At 55.3% G+C, this 16,540-nt stretch carries 13 protein-coding genes and 2 tRNA genes; 8 read left to right on the forward strand and 7 right to left on the reverse strand.

The genetic code is table 11. From position 1 onward, the window contains the following. The first annotated feature begins 1 nt into the window (after position 1). Together dgcA and AUQ41_RS06290 are read left to right on the forward strand one after the other, a co-directional pair. The gene (dgcA, locus tag AUQ41_RS06285) at positions 2 to 982 is read left to right on the forward strand and encodes an N-acetyl-D-Glu racemase DgcA (protein WP_008891407.1); all 981 of its coding nucleotides are present in this window, start codon (positions 2 to 4) and stop codon (positions 980 to 982) included. Between the two features lie 365 nt (positions 983 to 1,347). Next, on the forward strand, positions 1,348 to 2,547 hold the full coding sequence (locus AUQ41_RS06290; RefSeq protein ID WP_063087282.1) for a diguanylate cyclase: 1,200 nt from the start codon (positions 1,348 to 1,350) through the stop codon (positions 2,545 to 2,547). 701 nt (positions 2,548 to 3,248) lie between these two features. On the opposite strand, the gene AUQ41_RS06295 is transcribed toward AUQ41_RS06290, so the two are convergent. Both AUQ41_RS06295 and AUQ41_RS06300 read right to left on the reverse strand, forming a co-directional pair. Next, positions 3,249 to 3,827 carry a GNAT family N-acetyltransferase gene (locus AUQ41_RS06295; RefSeq protein WP_008891409.1) on the reverse strand — a complete coding sequence of 193 codons (579 nt, stop codon included), beginning with the start codon at positions 3,825 to 3,827 and terminating at the stop codon, positions 3,249 to 3,251. After that, the gene (locus AUQ41_RS06300; protein ID WP_063087205.1) at positions 3,827 to 4,693 is read right to left on the reverse strand and encodes an N-formylglutamate amidohydrolase; all 867 of its coding nucleotides are present in this window, start codon (positions 4,691 to 4,693) and stop codon (positions 3,827 to 3,829) included. Before AUQ41_RS06300 ends, AUQ41_RS06295 begins: the two co-directional genes overlap by 1 nt. Before the next feature lie 253 nt (positions 4,694 to 4,946). On the opposite strand from AUQ41_RS06300, the gene AUQ41_RS06305 reads away from it, so the two are divergent. The 3 genes from AUQ41_RS06305 (at position 4,947) to AUQ41_RS06320 (ending at position 6,019) form a co-directional block, all read left to right on the forward strand. Further along, positions 4,947 to 5,023, forward strand: a tRNA-Val gene (locus AUQ41_RS06305). Between the two features lie 16 nt (positions 5,024 to 5,039). Then, a tRNA-Val gene (locus AUQ41_RS06310) sits at positions 5,040 to 5,116 on the forward strand. Between the two features lie 510 nt (positions 5,117 to 5,626). Further along, a complete protein-coding gene (locus AUQ41_RS06320) occupies positions 5,627 to 6,019 on the forward strand; it encodes an ion channel (RefSeq protein ID WP_168173402.1) in 393 nt (130 codons plus the stop codon). A 36-nt stretch (positions 6,020 to 6,055) separates the two neighbouring features. On the opposite strand, the gene AUQ41_RS06325 is transcribed toward AUQ41_RS06320, so the two are convergent. The 3 genes from AUQ41_RS06325 to AUQ41_RS06335 are packed head-to-tail and all read right to left on the reverse strand — an operon-like array spanning position 6,056 to position 11,047. Next, positions 6,056 to 7,198, reverse strand: a complete 1,143-nt coding sequence (locus AUQ41_RS06325) for an ABC transporter permease (RefSeq protein WP_063087208.1) — start codon at positions 7,196 to 7,198, stop codon at positions 6,056 to 6,058. A gap of 4 nt (positions 7,199 to 7,202) precedes the next feature. Beyond that, positions 7,203 to 10,025: a ribosome-associated ATPase/putative transporter RbbA gene (rbbA, locus tag AUQ41_RS06330; protein ID WP_083952746.1), complete on the reverse strand. Its 2,823-nt coding sequence runs from the start codon at positions 10,023 to 10,025 to the stop codon at positions 7,203 to 7,205. Between the two features lie 11 nt (positions 10,026 to 10,036). Then, entirely contained in the window at positions 10,037 to 11,047 is a 1,011-nt protein-coding gene (locus AUQ41_RS06335; protein WP_063087209.1) for an HlyD family secretion protein, read from the reverse strand. Between the two features lie 279 nt (positions 11,048 to 11,326). Here AUQ41_RS06335 and AUQ41_RS06340 point away from each other — a divergent pair, with 279 nt between their 5' ends. Continuing rightward, positions 11,327 to 12,451 (forward strand): metallophosphoesterase, encoded by a 1,125-nt coding sequence (locus AUQ41_RS06340; protein WP_083952747.1) that lies wholly within the window; start codon positions 11,327 to 11,329, stop codon positions 12,449 to 12,451. 81 nt (positions 12,452 to 12,532) lie between these two features. Here the strand turns inward: AUQ41_RS06340 and AUQ41_RS06345 are convergent, their stop codons facing one another. Next, positions 12,533 to 13,840, reverse strand: a complete 1,308-nt coding sequence (locus tag AUQ41_RS06345; protein WP_063087210.1) for an aspartate aminotransferase family protein — start codon at positions 13,838 to 13,840, stop codon at positions 12,533 to 12,535. A gap of 129 nt (positions 13,841 to 13,969) precedes the next feature. Here AUQ41_RS06345 and AUQ41_RS06350 point away from each other — a divergent pair, with 129 nt between their 5' ends. Further along, the gene (locus AUQ41_RS06350) at positions 13,970 to 14,845 is read left to right on the forward strand and encodes a LysR family transcriptional regulator (protein WP_063087211.1); all 876 of its coding nucleotides are present in this window, start codon (positions 13,970 to 13,972) and stop codon (positions 14,843 to 14,845) included. Positions 14,846 to 14,863: 18 nt separating this feature from the next. On the opposite strand, the gene AUQ41_RS06355 is transcribed toward AUQ41_RS06350, so the two are convergent. After that, a complete protein-coding gene (locus AUQ41_RS06355; protein ID WP_063087212.1) occupies positions 14,864 to 15,553 on the reverse strand; it encodes a FadR/GntR family transcriptional regulator in 690 nt (229 codons plus the stop codon). Between the two features lie 176 nt (positions 15,554 to 15,729). Here AUQ41_RS06355 and AUQ41_RS06360 point away from each other — a divergent pair, with 176 nt between their 5' ends. Then, positions 15,730 to 16,527, forward strand: a complete 798-nt coding sequence (locus AUQ41_RS06360) for an ABC transporter substrate-binding protein (protein WP_063087213.1) — start codon at positions 15,730 to 15,732, stop codon at positions 16,525 to 16,527. Positions 16,528 to 16,540 lie beyond the last annotated feature (13 nt).

Genomic DNA, 16,540 nt, shown 5'->3' on the forward strand with positions numbered 1-16,540 from the left:
GTTGCCAAAACTCACTGTGATTTCCGAAGTCTTCCCCCTCGCACAGGTCTTCAAGATCTCGCGTGGGGCCCGGACCGAGGCACATGTGGTCAAGGTGACGCTCAGCGACGGCACCCATACCGGGCAGGGGGAATGCGTTCCCTATGCCCGGTATAATGAAACGGTCGAAGGTGTCATTGCCGACATCGAAGCACAGGCAGACGCCCTTGACCGTGGCATGACCCGCAAGGAACTCCAGGACGCCATGAAGGCCGGTGCTGCGCGTAACGCGGTCGACTGTGCCTATTGGGACCTGGAAGCCAAGCGTATGGGACGTCGTGTTTGGGAATTGATCGGGCACAAGGCGCCCGAAGGATTGATCACAGCCGAAACGCTGTCGATCGATACCCCGGACAACATGCGCGAAGCTGCCCGCAAGATCGCCCATGCCCCGTTGCTCAAGGTCAAGCTCAATGGCGAAAACGTCCTTGAGTCGGTCCGTGCTGTGCGTGAAGGTTCGCCCAAGGCCCGCATCATTGTCGATGCCAACGAAGCCTGGTCGCTTGATCTGCTCGAAGATATTGGTGCCGAACTTGATGGTCTGGGTGTCGAAATGATCGAACAGCCGCTGCCTGCCGGGCAGGATGATGGTCTGATCGATATCGATTGCCCGGTGCTTCTGTGTGCTGACGAGTCTGTTCATACGATGGCCGACATTCCGCGTCTGGCCAATCTCTATGACATGATCAACATCAAGCTCGACAAGACCGGCGGTCTTACCGGCGCGCTTGAGCTGGCCGAGGCCGCATCCAAGGCCGGCATGCAACTGATGACCGGCTGCATGGTCGGAACGTCGCTTGCCATGGCACCCGCCATGATCACCGGTGCGATGTCACGCATTGTCGATCTGGATGGCCCGATCTGGATGGCCAAAGATCGCGATCATGCTCTGACGTTTAAAAACGGTGTGATGGGGCTGCCCGATCGCGAACTCTGGGGTTGATTTGGCTAAACGCTATACAACGGCATAATCGCCCTGTTATCGGGGCGATATAAGACGGCGCATCGGCAAACCGGTGCGCCGTTTTTATTTCCAATGTAAAAAACCGGCACCCGAATTTTCGACCCAAGGTAGAAAAGCCGAGGGAAATTTTTTTTACAGCCAGATATGGTGGGTTGCGGGTTAACTTTTTGTTTACGAATCAACATCTTGCGGTCGGTCTTGACCGTTTTAAAGCTCCATTTCGGCCCATTTGCTGCATGACGCCACCCTAATGTATAGTTGTGTCTTGGACCAAATAAAGGAACGATGAGACATCTATATAAAGGGCCTGTGTGGCCTGCTTAAATCTGGTTGGAGCGGTTCGCGTGGATTCAGGCCCTCAGGAAAATAGCAGTCCGTCAAAAAAGACGTTTCGATGCTGCTATCGGGATTTTCTCTACACGCCACGGCATGCAGAGCTCCTGCATCTGCGCCGCAAGGAATCGATCCAGCTTACCGCCCGTTTCGCAGCCCTTTTCGTTCTGGTCCTGATGCTTGCCGTTCCGTTCTGGGACGGGGCCTTTGCCGCTGAAATGTGGTCGTCGCAGACCTTTATCCTGCGCCTTCTGGTGGCGGGGGTTGCGCTGGTGGTGCTCACCAATCGCGCGGTCAGTGCGCGCTTGCGCCGACGTTTTCCGTATCTGCCGATGCTGATGCTGATTGTCGCGGCAAGTTTGCTGTGTGTCTTTGCTGGCAATGACCCGCTTGCGACCGATTACATGCACAGTTCGCACAGCTTCCTTCTGATCGGTCTGGTGATGATGATTGCCATCATGCCCGTTACCCTGGTCGAGGCCGCCGTTCTTTCAGTGCCATTTGGCGTGTTGCTGGTCATCGGCGCACAAAGCGGACTTGCGACCGGGTTTGTGCCGTTTGAAATGCTGCTGACATTCTTGTTGCCGCTGGCGCTGGTATCGGCCCTTGTACAGCTTTATCGCACCGTCACTGCCGCCCATGAAATCGCCATTGATCCGCTGACCAACTGTTATACCCGTGCCTTCGGCATGGAAATGATCCGGGTCAGCTTCGAAGGCGCACTGCGCAAAAAAGTGCCCTATACCGTTGCCTTCATCGACCTTGATGATTTCAAGCAGATCAATGATCGCTATGGTCATGATTACGGCGACCGCATTCTGGGCGAGGTCGGCAATAACCTGATCCATCGTTTCCGCCGTTCTGACATGGTTGTGCGGTGGGGCGGGGAAGAATTCCTGGTGCTGTTGCCCGAACTGGGCCGTGCCCGCGCTATCGAGGTGCTTGAACGTGTCATGGCCCCGGGGTTGGCAAAGCTTGAAAACGGGCAGGTGCAGCGCGCCAGTGTCGGTCTTTCCGAGCGCATCGAAGATGCCATTGCCTTGCCGCAAAACCTGATCGATCTTGCCGATCAGCGCATGTATGAGGCCAAAAAACGCCAGGATCGCGATGACCTCGTCGCACAAGGCTATTCCGGGCGGCGCAATACGGTAAGCGCCCTGGCGTCCCCGTCGACCACCAATGCCCCCTCGGTTGACCGCAGCGTAAACTAGCGCCTGCTGTGAGCCCGGACTGGGCTCTGTTGCCCAACGCACGCGTCCGGTCCCGACTCTATCCTCTCCTGATCCATAAAACCCTGTCTGACGGACATCTCATGGCGGCGCATGCCAGCGTCGATCACGGTTGAGGCTTGTACTGTGCAGGCAGAATCGGGCCAGGGAAAGGCGTGGAATCGACTTCAAGCTTCGCTAGGCCGGTTCGGATTCGCGTCGATTCTCTCAGCTTTTTCGAAAATTCCATTTTCTTCGGTGATCAAAAAATAGCCGCGAGATGTGAAATTTGCGGGCGTTTGGGGTGCAATGCCTCAAAATAATGCACAAAAAAGAAGCAGTAATATTTCTGACAAAAAAATAGTCAAAAAGCTGTTGCGTCCTGTCCGGTGAATGGGTAATGTTCATTTGTGCGCTGCGGTAGGACGCAGTGCATTCCGGCGAGCGACTTGTCGCTCGTTTCTTGGACGTTTCCTCCCTAGACTTGGGCCGCTGTCACAGGCGGCCTTCTTTTTTGCCTAAATTCAGCCCTTTAGCCCAATTTAAAGCATCTGCTCAGCGCCTGAACATCTTATGTGTTTTGGAATTGTTAGAATGGTGCGGTGCAAATCAACTTGGGGTAAACGTGGCGCGCAGATAAGCCAAGGGCGCTGCCCGGCAAAATCAGGAAGCGCCCTTTAAAATCCCTTTGGACTTCTTTTCGGCTATTTTTCGCGCGTTGGATTGCCATCGGGGATATTGCCATCCCCGTCACCCAGACCGCGCTGCATGATCACGCTATCGACCCAGCGGCCCATTTTAAAGCCGGCCGACTGAAGCGTACCCGCCACCCGGAACCCCAGACGCGCATGCAGCCCGATCGATGCCACATTGGCGCTGTCGCCGATCACGGCGATCATCTGGCGATAGCCAAGGGCTGTGACCCGTTTGATCAGCTCCGCAAGCAACGCACTGCCAGCCCCCTTGCCGACGACTTCGGGTGCTATGTAAATCGTGTCCTCGACCGTGAAACGATAGGCCGGGCGGGTCCGGTATGCCCCGGCATAGGCAAATCCCTCAACCCTTCCATCCACATCCGCCACCAGATAGGGCAGGCCGCGTTCACGCACATGCTGCCAACGCGATGTCAGTTCAGCGATTTCCGGGGCGCGTTCCTCGAAGGATGCGAGGCCATGCAGCACGTGATGGCCATAAATCTCGGTGATCCGTTCAAAATCTTCGGGTTCTGCATCGCGGATGACCAGATCGCTCAAAACGTCACTGGTATCGATGGTATTGCTCATTAGAACGGGTTCCCGTCGAGATCATGAAAGCGCGATATCAGATCGGTCATCTGATCGCGCAGGGTGTCAAATCCGCGATGCGGGCTGATTGTCGTTTCATCCATATAAAGCGCACGAGAAAGCTCGATCTGAAGGCTGTGCACATGTTCTTGCGGGCGACCGTAATGGCGTGTGCAATAACCCCCGGCATATGGATCATTGTGCGCGGGCGCAAAGCCCATATCGCGAAAACAATCGTCCACAAACCGCGTCAATGACGGGTGGCAGGAACTTCCATAGCAATCGCCAAGCACCAGATCAACGCGGTTTTTTGCGCTGTCGCACGAATCCCCGGGCATCGAATGGCAATCAATCAGAATGCAATAGCCAAACGTCGCCCGCGTCAGATCAATCAGCTTCTGCAACGCCGTGTGATAGGGCCGGTAATAGGTATCAATCCGCGAAAGCGCTTCTTCGGCGGGCAGGCGGGTCTTGTAAATCTCGACCCCGCCGCTGACCACGCGCGGGATGGAACCCAATCCCGAAAGGGCGCGCATCGAATTGATCTCGTTATCCTCGGGCAGATCGCCATCAAACATCCGCGGATCAAGTTCCATCGCCGCCCGGTTCACATCGACATAGGCGCGCGGAAATGTCGCACACAGCAACGGCGCGCCCAGTTTCGGCGCGGCCGTGAACAACTGATCGACAAAGGCATCTTCGGATGCGCGCAGCTCAAACGCGCCAATGCGTGCGCGTTCAATCAGATCCTGCGGGTAATGGCGGCCTGAATGCGGGGATGCAAACACCACCGGCAAGGTTTGCCGTGGTGGCAGGATAACGGTGGCGGGGCCAGTTGAGGCGATTTCCGAAGGCAACTGGTTCATTGTCTTTCGTAATGTCCATCCCTTATGACACGGCGTCAGGTTTGTGTGGGTGTTATCAGGCTCCTGCGATCCATTCGCACCATACCCTCTAGCATATGGGAATTGCCACGGATTTGATGAACATTTTTTGTCAAAAAACCATTTCTGGGGTTGCGCCAAGGTCCGCCTTGGGCTAAATACCGCCTCGCCGACGCAAACGGCACAGACCGGTGTTTTGATTACAAAGCCTCGGTCTTTCGAAAGATGGATTTGCGGGCCTATAGCTCAGTTGGTTAGAGCGTTCGCTTGACATGCGAGAGGTCACAAGTTCGAGTCTTGTTAGGCCCACCATCTTTCAAACCCATAGGGGCCTATAGCTCAGTTGGTTAGAGCGTTCGCTTGACATGCGAGAGGTCACAAGTTCGAGTCTTGTTAGGCCCACCATTCCCACCCCGCCGGGTTCCCGTGCGGGGTTTTGTGTATTGTACCTACAAACTGGATTTTAGATTAATCTGAGTGAATGCAGCCGTTTCTATTGCTGTATGTTCTCTTCATTTTTGTTGTTGGTATTGACCTTTCATATTTATTTTTTCTCAGTAATTCTATTTATAGTGGTGGAGGATCAAGCGCTATATCTATCTCTCTAAGTTCGAATGGATCAGATATGAAAAAAATTCCTTACATAATTCTTTTGTACGCCAAAGTGGTATTGGAAAGAGAGATATACACCACTGCTGTAATCATAACGTCTACTACAATGTTGTTGTGGCCATTTTTTGTTTCATATCCTCTAGACGCTGCTGAATGGGCCTACTGGATAGTAGGGAATTTGTTCGAGAATGCATATGAAGTAGACTTTGATTTATATAAAATTACGGGTGCACTTCTGCATTACTTGTTCTTCGCAATAAAATACATTTTTACATATGTTTTTTGGTACTTATGTTATTTTATATGTTTCTAATGTTGTTTTTGTCGTGTGCTAGGTTTGAGAAAAGACGAAAGTTTTTTGTTTCTTTAGCTAAAATGTATTTAGAAGTGATATTGATTTCTGCATTTGGTTATTTTTACCTTATTCTTTTTTCTAGCACCGAAGGGCAGCATCTTTCCGGAACAGATTATTTAGGCGGGCATTTGAGCCAGTGGATTAGTGATCCCATAAAATATTTTTCAGCATATTTTGACGCACTATATTTTAGCGTTGTTACGATTACGACCGTCGGCGCTGCTGACATAGGTGCAGTAAGTTATCCAGCCAAAATGATAAAGTCGATTGAGCTATTGTTAGGACTTTTTGTTCTAGCTACCGCAAGTCTCGCCAGATTTTGGGATAGATCTCAAAAATAGGAGCGCAGTTTACAAGTTGATTTTCAAGTGCCGGTCTCACCGCATTTGCGCGATACTCTTTCTGAACCGCATCGCGCTAAACGCAAAAAAGCCGACCCCGATTGCAAACACCAGCAGGAATTCCGGCCAGACAACCTCGATACCCGCCCCGCGAAACAGGATCGCCTGCGCGTATTTGACGAAATGTGTGGCGGGGGAGAATTGCATGATGTTCTGCAAAGTCTCCGGCATGCTTTCAAGCGGCGTACTCCCCCCCGAAAGCAATCGCAACGGCAACACCACCAGAATGAACAACAGGCCAAATTGCGGCATGGATCGCGTCATGGTGGCAAGGAAAATGCCAAGCGCCGTGGCAAAGAACAGATAGATCACCACACCGCCCATGAACAAAAGCTTCGATCCTGCAATCGGCACGCCCAGCACCAGCTCGACCACGAAAATCAGTGACAGCATGCAGGCAATCAAAATCACAAGCCCGTTGGCCCAGACCTTGGCCAGCATGATCTCATAGGGATCCACCGGCATCACCAGAAGATGCTCGATCGTGCCATGTTCGCGTTCACGGATAAGGGCCGCACCCGATAAAATGATCGACAGCATGGTGATCGCATTGATGATCTCCATCGTGCTGGTAAACCATTCACTTTGCACATTCTGGTTATAGGCATAACGCGTCACGATGGTCGCGGCATCAGACCGATTCTGACCGGCCCAGGCCGATTTGCCACCCAACCAGGTCGAGACTTCCTGTGCAATGATGTTGCTGACATAGCCCTGGCCGATCCCGGCCTGCATCATCGCTGTGGCATCGATGTTAAGCTGCACTTCCGGGTCGCGACCGGAAACCACATCGGCCTCAAAACGCGGCGGGATCACCAGCACAAAGGTAAATTCACCACTGTTCATCGCCGCATCAATGTCGCGTTCGGCAATGCGGACCGGTTCCTGAAAGTAGGGGGCCAGAAACGCATCCGAAATGCGCAGCGAAAGTGCTGATCCATCCTGATCGGCAATCGCAATCGAACCACGGCGCAAATCATGCGAAAAGCCGGTGGCGGCGTTATAAATCGCAAAGGAAAACGCCCAGACAATCAGGGCCATAAGCACCATGTCACGCCGAAGGCTGAAAAGCTCCTTGATGCCAAGGCGATAGATATTGCTGATCCGTCTGCCAAGCATATCCTTACACCTCCTGCTTTTTGAGAAGCAGCATCGAAAGCACGGTCAATGCCGGGAAGAAAATCAGAAGGCTGATCAGTTCGGGATAAAGCTCCGCAAAGCCAAGCGCCTTGGTAAAGGTGCCGACACTGATCGACATGAAATGCGATGTCGGAATGATGGTCGAAAGCACCACCGGCGCCCCTTCAAGCGAAGATACCGGCTGCATCATCCCCGAAAACATCACCGATGGCACCATGGTCGCGATTGCTGTGCCAAAAAGGGCTGCGATCTGCGTACTGGTAAAGGACGAAATCAAAAGCCCCAATCCGGTGGTGGCCGTGACAAACAGGATTGCGCCCACCAGAAGCGTCAGGCCATTGCCGCGCAACGGCACCTCAAACCAGAACAGCGCCATCGCCGTCATCAAAACAAAGTTGATCAGGCCGAGCCCGATATAGGGCAACTGTTTGCCCCACAAGAATTCAAGCTTGGAAACCGGGGTGACATAAAGGTTGGTGATCGATCCCAATTCCTTTTCGCGCACCACGCCAACCGCCATCAGGACGGCGGGAATAAACATCAAAAGCAACGCAATAACCGATGGCACCATGGCATAGATGCTTTTGAAATCCTGATTATAGCGGTATCGCGTCTCGATACGCATCGGCTGCCCTGAATCGGCACTGCCGACATCGCGTTTGCGATGCTCTGCCAGATATTGGTTATGAATGCCTTCGACATAGCCATGAATGGTTTCAGCGCGAAATGGCATCGATCCATCAATAAACGCGCCGATTTCCGGGCTGTCGCCGCGCGCAACATCGCGCCCAAAGCCGGGCGGGATTTCAATCGCCAACGCAATGTCCCCCGAAAGCAACCGTGCCTCAAGCTCATCATTGCTAAGTAACGGTTCCTGTGCCTCGAAATACCGCGATCCCGAAAGGTTTTCGATATAGGTCCGGCTTTCAGCGCTTTGGTCACGATCGAGCACCGCATAGGTCAGGTTTTCAACATCAAATGTAATGCCCCAGCCAAATACCGGCATCAGGATTGCGGTGCCGATCAAGGCAAACATCAGGCGGATCGGATCGCGCACCAGCTCCATCGTTTCGCGCAGGGAATAGGCCCACAAACGCCGGAAGCTGAACAGTGACGCCCGCGCCGGTTTCCAGTTGGCCTTGGCATTGTCATCCGTGGCAAGCGCATCTGCGGGGGCAGGGGCGTCTGGCGCGCCTGCATTCGCGCCATTGGGGCCATCCGCGCCTTCCGCTTCTTCCAGATGGCTTATAAAAGCGTCTTCAAGGGTGTCGCAGCCGCGCCCCTTGGTGATGGCACTCGGCGTATCGCTGATCAACACCTTGCCGGCATGCATCAGCGAAATACGATCGCACCGCTCCGCCTCGTTCATGAAGTGGGTGGAAATGAAAATCGTCACTCCCTGATCGCGCGAAAGCTCTACCAGCAATTCCCAGAACCCGTCACGCGCCACCGGATCAACACCCGATGTCGGCTCATCCAAAATCAGGATTTCCGGGCTGTGAATGATCGCAACCGCCAGCGACAGTCGCTGACGCACGCCAAGTGGCAAGCGTTCGCTCAGATCATCAAGATAGGGTCCCAGCCCGAACCGTTTCGAAAGTTCCTCGATCCTTGGTTTGATCCTGTCCTTGGGCAAATGAAACAGATGCGCATGCAGCTCAAGGTTCTGCATCACGGTCAATTCGGAATACAGCGAAAAGGCCTGGCTCATATAGCCAACCCGATTGCGCAGCGCGATATCCTGCCCATCGACCGGCTTGCCAAACAGTTCAGCGGTGCCCTCAGACGCATTCAAAAGCCCGGTCAGCATCTTCATGGTCGTGGTCTTGCCACAGCCGTTGGAGCCGAGAAATCCGAAAATCTCACCTTTTTCAATCCGGAAGCTGACATCATCGACGGCGGTAAAATCACCAAACTTCTTGGTCAGATGTTCGGCAACAATTGCAGGCGTATCGCCATGAATAGTGCGTTCCGGAATTTTCAGTTCATGATGACCTTGGCGTTCTTCCTCGGGCAACAACGCAATGAACGCGGCCTCAAGTGTATCCGTCCCGGTGCGCTCCAAAATCTCGTCCGCCGTGCCGGTCGCCAGCACCTTGCCATCATTCATCGCAATCAGCCGGTCAAAGCGCGCCGCTTCATCCATATAGGCGGTGGCGACCAGAACCGTCATCTCGCTTTGGGTTTGGCGGATGGCATCGATCAATTGCCAGAATTGCTGACGCGACAGGGGATCAACCCCGGTGGTCGGTTCATCGAGAATAAGAATATCGGGATCATGGATCAGAGCACAACAAAGCCCAAGTTTCTGTTTCATGCCCCCCGAAAGCTTGCCCGCCGGGCGTTCGGTAAACGGATCAAGCCCGGTCGCGGCGACAAGGCGGGCGATGCGTTCATCACGCTCGCGCTTGCCCTGACCAAATAGGCGGCCGAAAAACTCAAGGTTCTCTCGCACCGTCAGGTCCATATAAAGGTTTTTGCCAAGCCCCTGGGGCATATAGGCAATGCGCGGCAGGATCGCATTGCGATGCTTGGCGTCTTTCATCGATCCGCCAAGCGTCTCGACCGTGCCGTCCTGCACCTTGCGCGCACCCGAAATCAGGGCAAGCGCACTTGATTTCCCAACCCCGTCCGGGCCGATAAAACCCACGGTCTGTCCCGCCGGGATTTCAAGACTGATGCCGTCAAGGGCGGCCACCTTGCCATATCGAAGCGTGACATCCTCAAGCCACACGGCGACTTGTGACGTTTCGCGGGAAGGATCGGTGCTGCCGGTGTTATTGGTGTTTTCGGTGCTGTCCACCATCTGGGCGCGCTCTATTGCGTGTTCTGACGCAGGGTGGCGTCATCGGGCACATTCGGGGTGAACGCCTCCGGCCAGTCGGTATGATCAGCCAACATGATATAGGCCTCACCGGGTAGGCCGGTTTTTACCCGTTTGATATGCTCGGCCAGCAATTCCGGGTCGATCCGCACCTTGACGCGAAACATCAATTTATCGCGCTCGGCCCGTGTTTCGACCTCGCGCGGGGTGAATTGCGCGTCATCGGCGACAAACGATACCTTGGCCGGGATGACAAAGCTGGGGGCTGCATCCAGAACAATCCGCGCTTCATTGCCAACAAACGCCAATCCCGCCTGACGGGTCGGCAGGAACACATTCATATAAACATCGGTCAGATCAATCAGGGTGATGACCGGACCGCCACCAGCCAGAACCTCGCCCGGTTCGGCAAGGCGGTATTGCACGCGGCCATCGCGCGGGGCTTTCAGGACCGAATCATCAATTTGCACCTGAATGCCTTCAAGGGCGGCCGATGCCGCCGAGACATTCATCCGCGCACTGACAAGGCGCGCCTGGGCCGCGGTAAGCGCTGCTTTTGCGACATTGCGATCCGCACGTCTCTGATCAAGTTGTTCGCGTGAAATGTTGTTGTTCTTGACCAGTTCCTCGGCACGCGAAAGCTGTTGCTCGGCAAAAGATAACTCGCTTTCGCGCTGAACAATCAGGGCTTCTGCCTCGGCAATGCCTTGCTCGGCACTGGCAAGTTCGGCACGGGCGCGCGCACGGTTGGCAACCAGTTCGGCGGTGTCCATCCGCGCCATGACCTGACCTGCGGTGACCTGATCACCTTCTTCGACCAGAACTTCCTCGACCCGGCCGGCATATTTGGTCGCCACCCGGATTTCCTCGGCCTCGATCCGGCCATTGCCCGATGCGATATAGTCAGGCAGGTCTGATTGCTGTGACTGCCAATAGGCATATCCACCCCCGGCGGCTGCGGCAATCCCAACAAGAACGATCAACACGGCACGCAAGCTTTTCATTCCATTCTCCGACAACGGGGCGGACCAAGGCAGGGCACAGGGACAGGGCACGGCGCGACTTGGTCAACAATTTCAACGAGTATTGCTCTTGCAATTGTGCAACGCAACACTCTCTGGAATGATCCTAGGTGATTGTTTCGCCCCGGGCTTTGATGTTGCGCAATCTTTTTTGAAAACCAATCACCTGTTTCAGACGTTTAAGTGAATGGTTGCGATTGTTCCGCTCGTTTCGGCTATATTGCGCGACGCCTCATTTGTTTTCAAAGGATTGTCTGTCCGGTGCTGTTTTTTCACATCAATGTCGCTCTTGCCTGTTTGTATGTTCTTGTGCGTCACGTGCGCTATCTGGCATGGCCGCGCTGGGCGAAGATCAGTTTTGGCGTGCTTTTGCTGATCGGGTCCCAGCATCATCTGTATTCCCGCATTGCCTTTGGCAGCATGTTCTTGCCGGAATTCCCGCAGCCGATTGTTGTCGCGATCAACGTGGCATTCGGCGTGATTTTCTTCCTGGTGTGGTTCCAGCTGGCCTATGACCTGATCGGTCTTTTGCTGCGCTGGGTGATCCTGCGCCGTAAACAGCACCCGCCCAAAATCCTGCGGACCGTCATGTCCTTTGCCGCCATCGCACTGGCCTGCTTTGGCGTGGCAGAAGGCATGCGCGTGCCCGATGTCAAGGAAATGGATGTCTCCATCCGCGACCTTCCCGATGCGTTTGACGGCTATCGCATTGTCCAGCTCACTGACCTTCATATCAGCAAGCTCTATGAACGCCCCTGGGTGGCAGAGGTGGTTGAAAAGACCAACGCGCTTGAGCCGGACCTGATCGTCATCACCGGCGATCTGATCGATGGTGAATTGCCACTGCGCTACGATGATGTGCAGCCGCTTGTTGATCTGAGCGCGCCCGACGGGATCATCACCATTCCGGGCAACCATGAATATTATTTCGGCTATGAAAACTGGATGCGCCATTATGGCGGGCTCAATATGCTCACCCTTGAAAACGACCATATTGTGCTGGATCGCAATGGGGGTCAGCTGACCATCGCCGGCGTCACCGACCTTCGCGCCGGCAACGCGGACCGTCCCGAACCCGATGTTGCCAAGGCACTGGAAGGCAGCCCGGAAAACGCCCCAGTGATCTTGCTTGATCATCAACCGAAAATGGCCCGTGATGCCGCACCGCTGGGTGTCGATCTGCAACTTTCCGGCCATACCCACGGCGGCATGGTATGGGGCTTTGACAATATCGTTGCCATGCTCAATGGCGGCTTTGTATCGGGCATGTATGACATCGAGGGCATGCAGCTTTACGTCAATAACGGCACCGCCCAATGGCCAGGCTTTGCCATCCGGGTCGGCGTGCCCGCTGAACTCACTGTGATCACGCTTCGCAAGGGCTAGAATGAAGAACGGCGTCCCGAGACATCAGGACGCCGTTTTCCGTGCGGTGGCACAAGGGGAGGGGCGAGAAGCTATTAGGTCCTAGCGCGCAACGCACGCCTTCACGGCATCACCAATGATCGAAATGCCCTGATCGAGTTCCTCGGAACTGATGGTCAGTGGCGGGGCAATGCGGAACACGCCACCCATGCCGGGCATCTTGACGATGTTCATGCTCAACCCGCGCTTGAACGCCTCGGCCATGATGGCCGCGCCCATGTCGTGATCGGGTTCGCGATTACCGGTGTCCTTGATGATCTCCATCCCCAGAAGCAACCCGCGCCCGCGCACATCCCCGACGCAAGGGTACTGATCCTTGATCGCGGACAGCCCTTCAAAAAGCTGCGCGCCCATCTGGCTTGCGCGCGCGACCAGCTTCTCGTCACGCACCACATCAAGTACCGTCAAGCCAACCGCGGCGGGCAGGGGGTCGGACACGTGGGTGGTGTAAAACAGGAACCCCTTTTCATAGGCGGCCTGCTCGATCGCCGGTGTGGTCATGACGGCCGATAACGGCAATCCCGCACCGATGGTTTTGGACAATGTCAGGATATCGGGGGTGACCCCGTCACGCTGAAACGCAAACATGTCGCCAGTGCGCCCGATACCGGTTTGTGCCTCATCCAGAATCAACAGCATCTCGCGCTCTTCGCATTTCTTCTTAAGCGCGGCGAGGTAACCTTTCGGCAGTTCAAGGATCCCGCCGCTCGATAAGATCGGCTCGGCGACAAACGCCGCCAGATTGCCAGTCGATTGCGCATCCAGAAGCTCGAACGCATCATCAAGCTCCGTCTGCCAGTCAAGCGACCCGTCAGGGTGCTTGAAGCGCGGGCGAAATGCGTTCGGGGCCGGGATGGCAAAGGACCCGACCGCCGCCGGGCCATATCCCTTGCGCCCCGCACTATAGGTCGCAGATGCCGCGACCCCGGTCATGCCGTGCCAGCTTTTGGAAAACGCCACGATCTCATGCTTGCCGGTGACAAGCTTGGCCATGCGAATGGCGGCCTCGTTGCTTTCGGCCCCGGTCGACAGGAACAAAACCTTTTCCAATCCTGGGGCAAGGTCGGCCAGCCGTTCGGCCAGCTCCACCACCGGGCGGGTCAGCATGCTGCTAAACAGATGTGCGACGGTTTCGACCTGCCGCTGCACGGTCTCGACAATGCGTGGGTGGCCATGGCCCAGAACCGCCGACATCTGGCCGGATGTAAAATCAAGGATCGCGCGGCCATCGGCGTCATAAACATATGATCCCTTGGCACGTTCAATGATCGCCGGATCAAACGGGCTGCCATACCGGATCAGGTGGTTATTTGCGCTTTGCCAAAAGGCGGCATCGTCGTTGCGTGACATGGTCTTTTCCCTGTGCTGGTCCAAACATTTGATGGGAAAAGCCTATCGTGTGGCGCGAAAGCGGTAAAATTGATAATGCTTGCACTCCGATATCAAAAATATTGATGGCATAAATCCACGGAACCCCGCATGCAGGCGCTGCTTGATCTCAAATTGCTGACAACCTTTGTTCGGGCTGCCCATGCCGGGACGCTGAGTGCTGCGGCCATTCAGGTCGGTCGCACCCAGTCGACTGTGACGATGCAGATCCAGCGGCTTGAAGATGCGCTAGGTCAAAGTCTGTTTCATCGTTCGGGCAGTGGGGTGCGGCTGACCGGGGCGGGGGAGCGGTTTCTGGGCTATGCTGAACGCATCTTGCGCCTGCATGATGATGCGGTCTCAAGCTTTTCGGATCAGGGATTGCGCGGTGCCATCACCTTTGGCTGCCCCGAAGACTACCTGATCGCCTTTTTTCCGGCCTTGCTCAAAAGCTTTGGCGCGATCCACCGCGATATCGAAATCCGTGTGGTGTCGGCCCCGACGCCGGAATTGCAAAAACTCCTGCATGCCCGCCAGATCGACATGGCGCTGGTCTCCACTCCGGATATAACGCCGGGCGATAACTTTATCCGCACCGAACAACTCGCCTGGGTCGGCAGCAAACCGACGCTGGAGCTGCATGATTTCAACCAGCATACCGACCCGCAAAGCCCGATCCCCCTCGCACTGGCCGCCGCCAATGCCCTTGATCACCGATCCGCCCGTGATGCGATGGATGGCGCCAAGCTGCCCTATCAAATTGCCTATGCCAGCAACAGTCTGGCGGGGCTGATTGCCGTGACCCGCTCTGGGCTTGCCATCAGCGTGATGATGCAAAAGGCAGTGCCGAGTGATCTTTTCATCCTGAAGTCGCCTTTGCCACCCTTGCCGAAACTGGGCCTGCGTGTCCTGAAATCCGAGATTAACCCAAGCCCGGCGATGGATGCATTCGCCGATCACATCACCAAGATGCTGCCGTTTCTTTAATGGAGGCGGTGGGGAAGTCTACGTCTGCAACCCGGCACAGCGTGCGGTGTTGCGGACATGGGCCTGCATTTCGCGCCGGGCGCGTTCGGCGTCATTATTGCGCAGGGCGGCGATGATTTTGCGGTGTTCGCCGATGGAGGCGCGCATGCGTTCCGGGTCGGTGATCGGGATCGGCTGGCGCTGTGTTTCGGTGATCTTGTCGCGCACCGCCTGATAAAGTTCGCGCATCATGCTGTTTGAACAGGCCTCGACGATTGTCGCGTGGAATTCCAGATCTGCCTCGACATTGGCAATAAGGTCCTGCTCGGCCCAGCATTTTTCCATGCGGTTGGTGGCGTCTTCCATCGCTTCAAGCTGGGTTGCGGTCAGGCGCCCGCAGGCCAGCGCCGCGATCTCGCTTTCAAGGATCATGCGTGTCTGGAACACGTCAAAAACACTGTGGCTTTCGGAATAGCGCCAAGGTGCCATGTCGGCCTTGGCGCGGCTGGCGGGGTCGGTGACAAAGGTGCCGCGCCCGGCTTCGGTCTTGATCAGGCCAAGTGTCTCAAGGGTCAGAAGTGCTTCGCGCAAGGAAGCCCGGGAAATACCGAATTTCTGCGCGAATTCGCGCTGGGATGGGATTTTGTCGCCCGGCGTCAGTTCCCCGTTCTGGATCATGTCCTGAATTTGGCGTGCGACCGTTTGCGGCAGCGGCGTGCGGTTGAACATTCCCTCGTGTCCTTCTTGCGTATTTTTTGCTCAGTTGTCGGTATCAAAGCAAATCTGACTCATTTTTGCACAAACAATCTTGCACGTATCATCCAAATATGTTTGTCTGGCCTGACTGGTCTGACCAGTTAGACCAGAAGTATCTCAGGGTAGGCTAAAAACACAAGGAAATCATAATGAAGTTTCTCAACTTTCTGACGTCCAGCGTCGTTGGCGGCGTTCTTGCCGTGTCCTCACTGGCATCCGCAAACGCAGCAGACCTGACCGTTGGTGCCAATATCGGCAACGTGCCGTGGGAATTCGAAGAAGCTGACGGCACCGTGGTCGGTTTTGAAGTCGATCTCGTCAATGAAATCGCAAGCCGCCTTGGCAAGTCGGTCGAGTTCGTCAACATCCCGTTCAACGGCCTGTTCCCGGCGGTCCAGTCGGGCCGCATCGACATGGCGGTTTCCTCGATCACCATCACCGACAAGCGTCTTGAGTCTGTCACCTTCGCACAGCCGTACTACGACAGTGACCAGTCCCTGACCGCCACCGCAGAAGGCGGCGTCACCGGCCTGGCTGCCATGGATGGCAAGGTTGTTGGTGTTGATACCGGCTCCACCGGTGACATGTGGGTCACCGCAAATGGCGGCGAATACGGCATTGCCGATGTCCGTCGTTACGAAGGCCTGTCGCCAGCCATGCTTGATCTTCAGGCCGGTCGTATTGACGGTTACGTAAGCGACATCCCGGCGCTGCTGTACTACGTCAAGGACAAACCGGCCCTTAAAGTGGTCGAGCGTATCACCACCGGTGAAAAATACTCGATCATGTTTAACAAGGACGCGGCCCTCGCAACCGAAGTTAACGACGTTATCACCGAGCTGAAAAAAGAAGGCTTCATCGCCGGTCTGCATGAAACCTGGTTCGGCGCAACGCCAGAAGACACCACCTCGACCGTTCAGGTCCTTGATATGCCGACCCTTAAATAATCGCGCATATCGC

Origin of the sequence: Thalassospira sp. MCCC 1A02898 (genome assembly GCF_001618185.1) — a bacterium.
GTDB classification, from domain to species: domain Bacteria; phylum Pseudomonadota; class Alphaproteobacteria; order Rhodospirillales; family Thalassospiraceae; genus Thalassospira; species Thalassospira tepidiphila.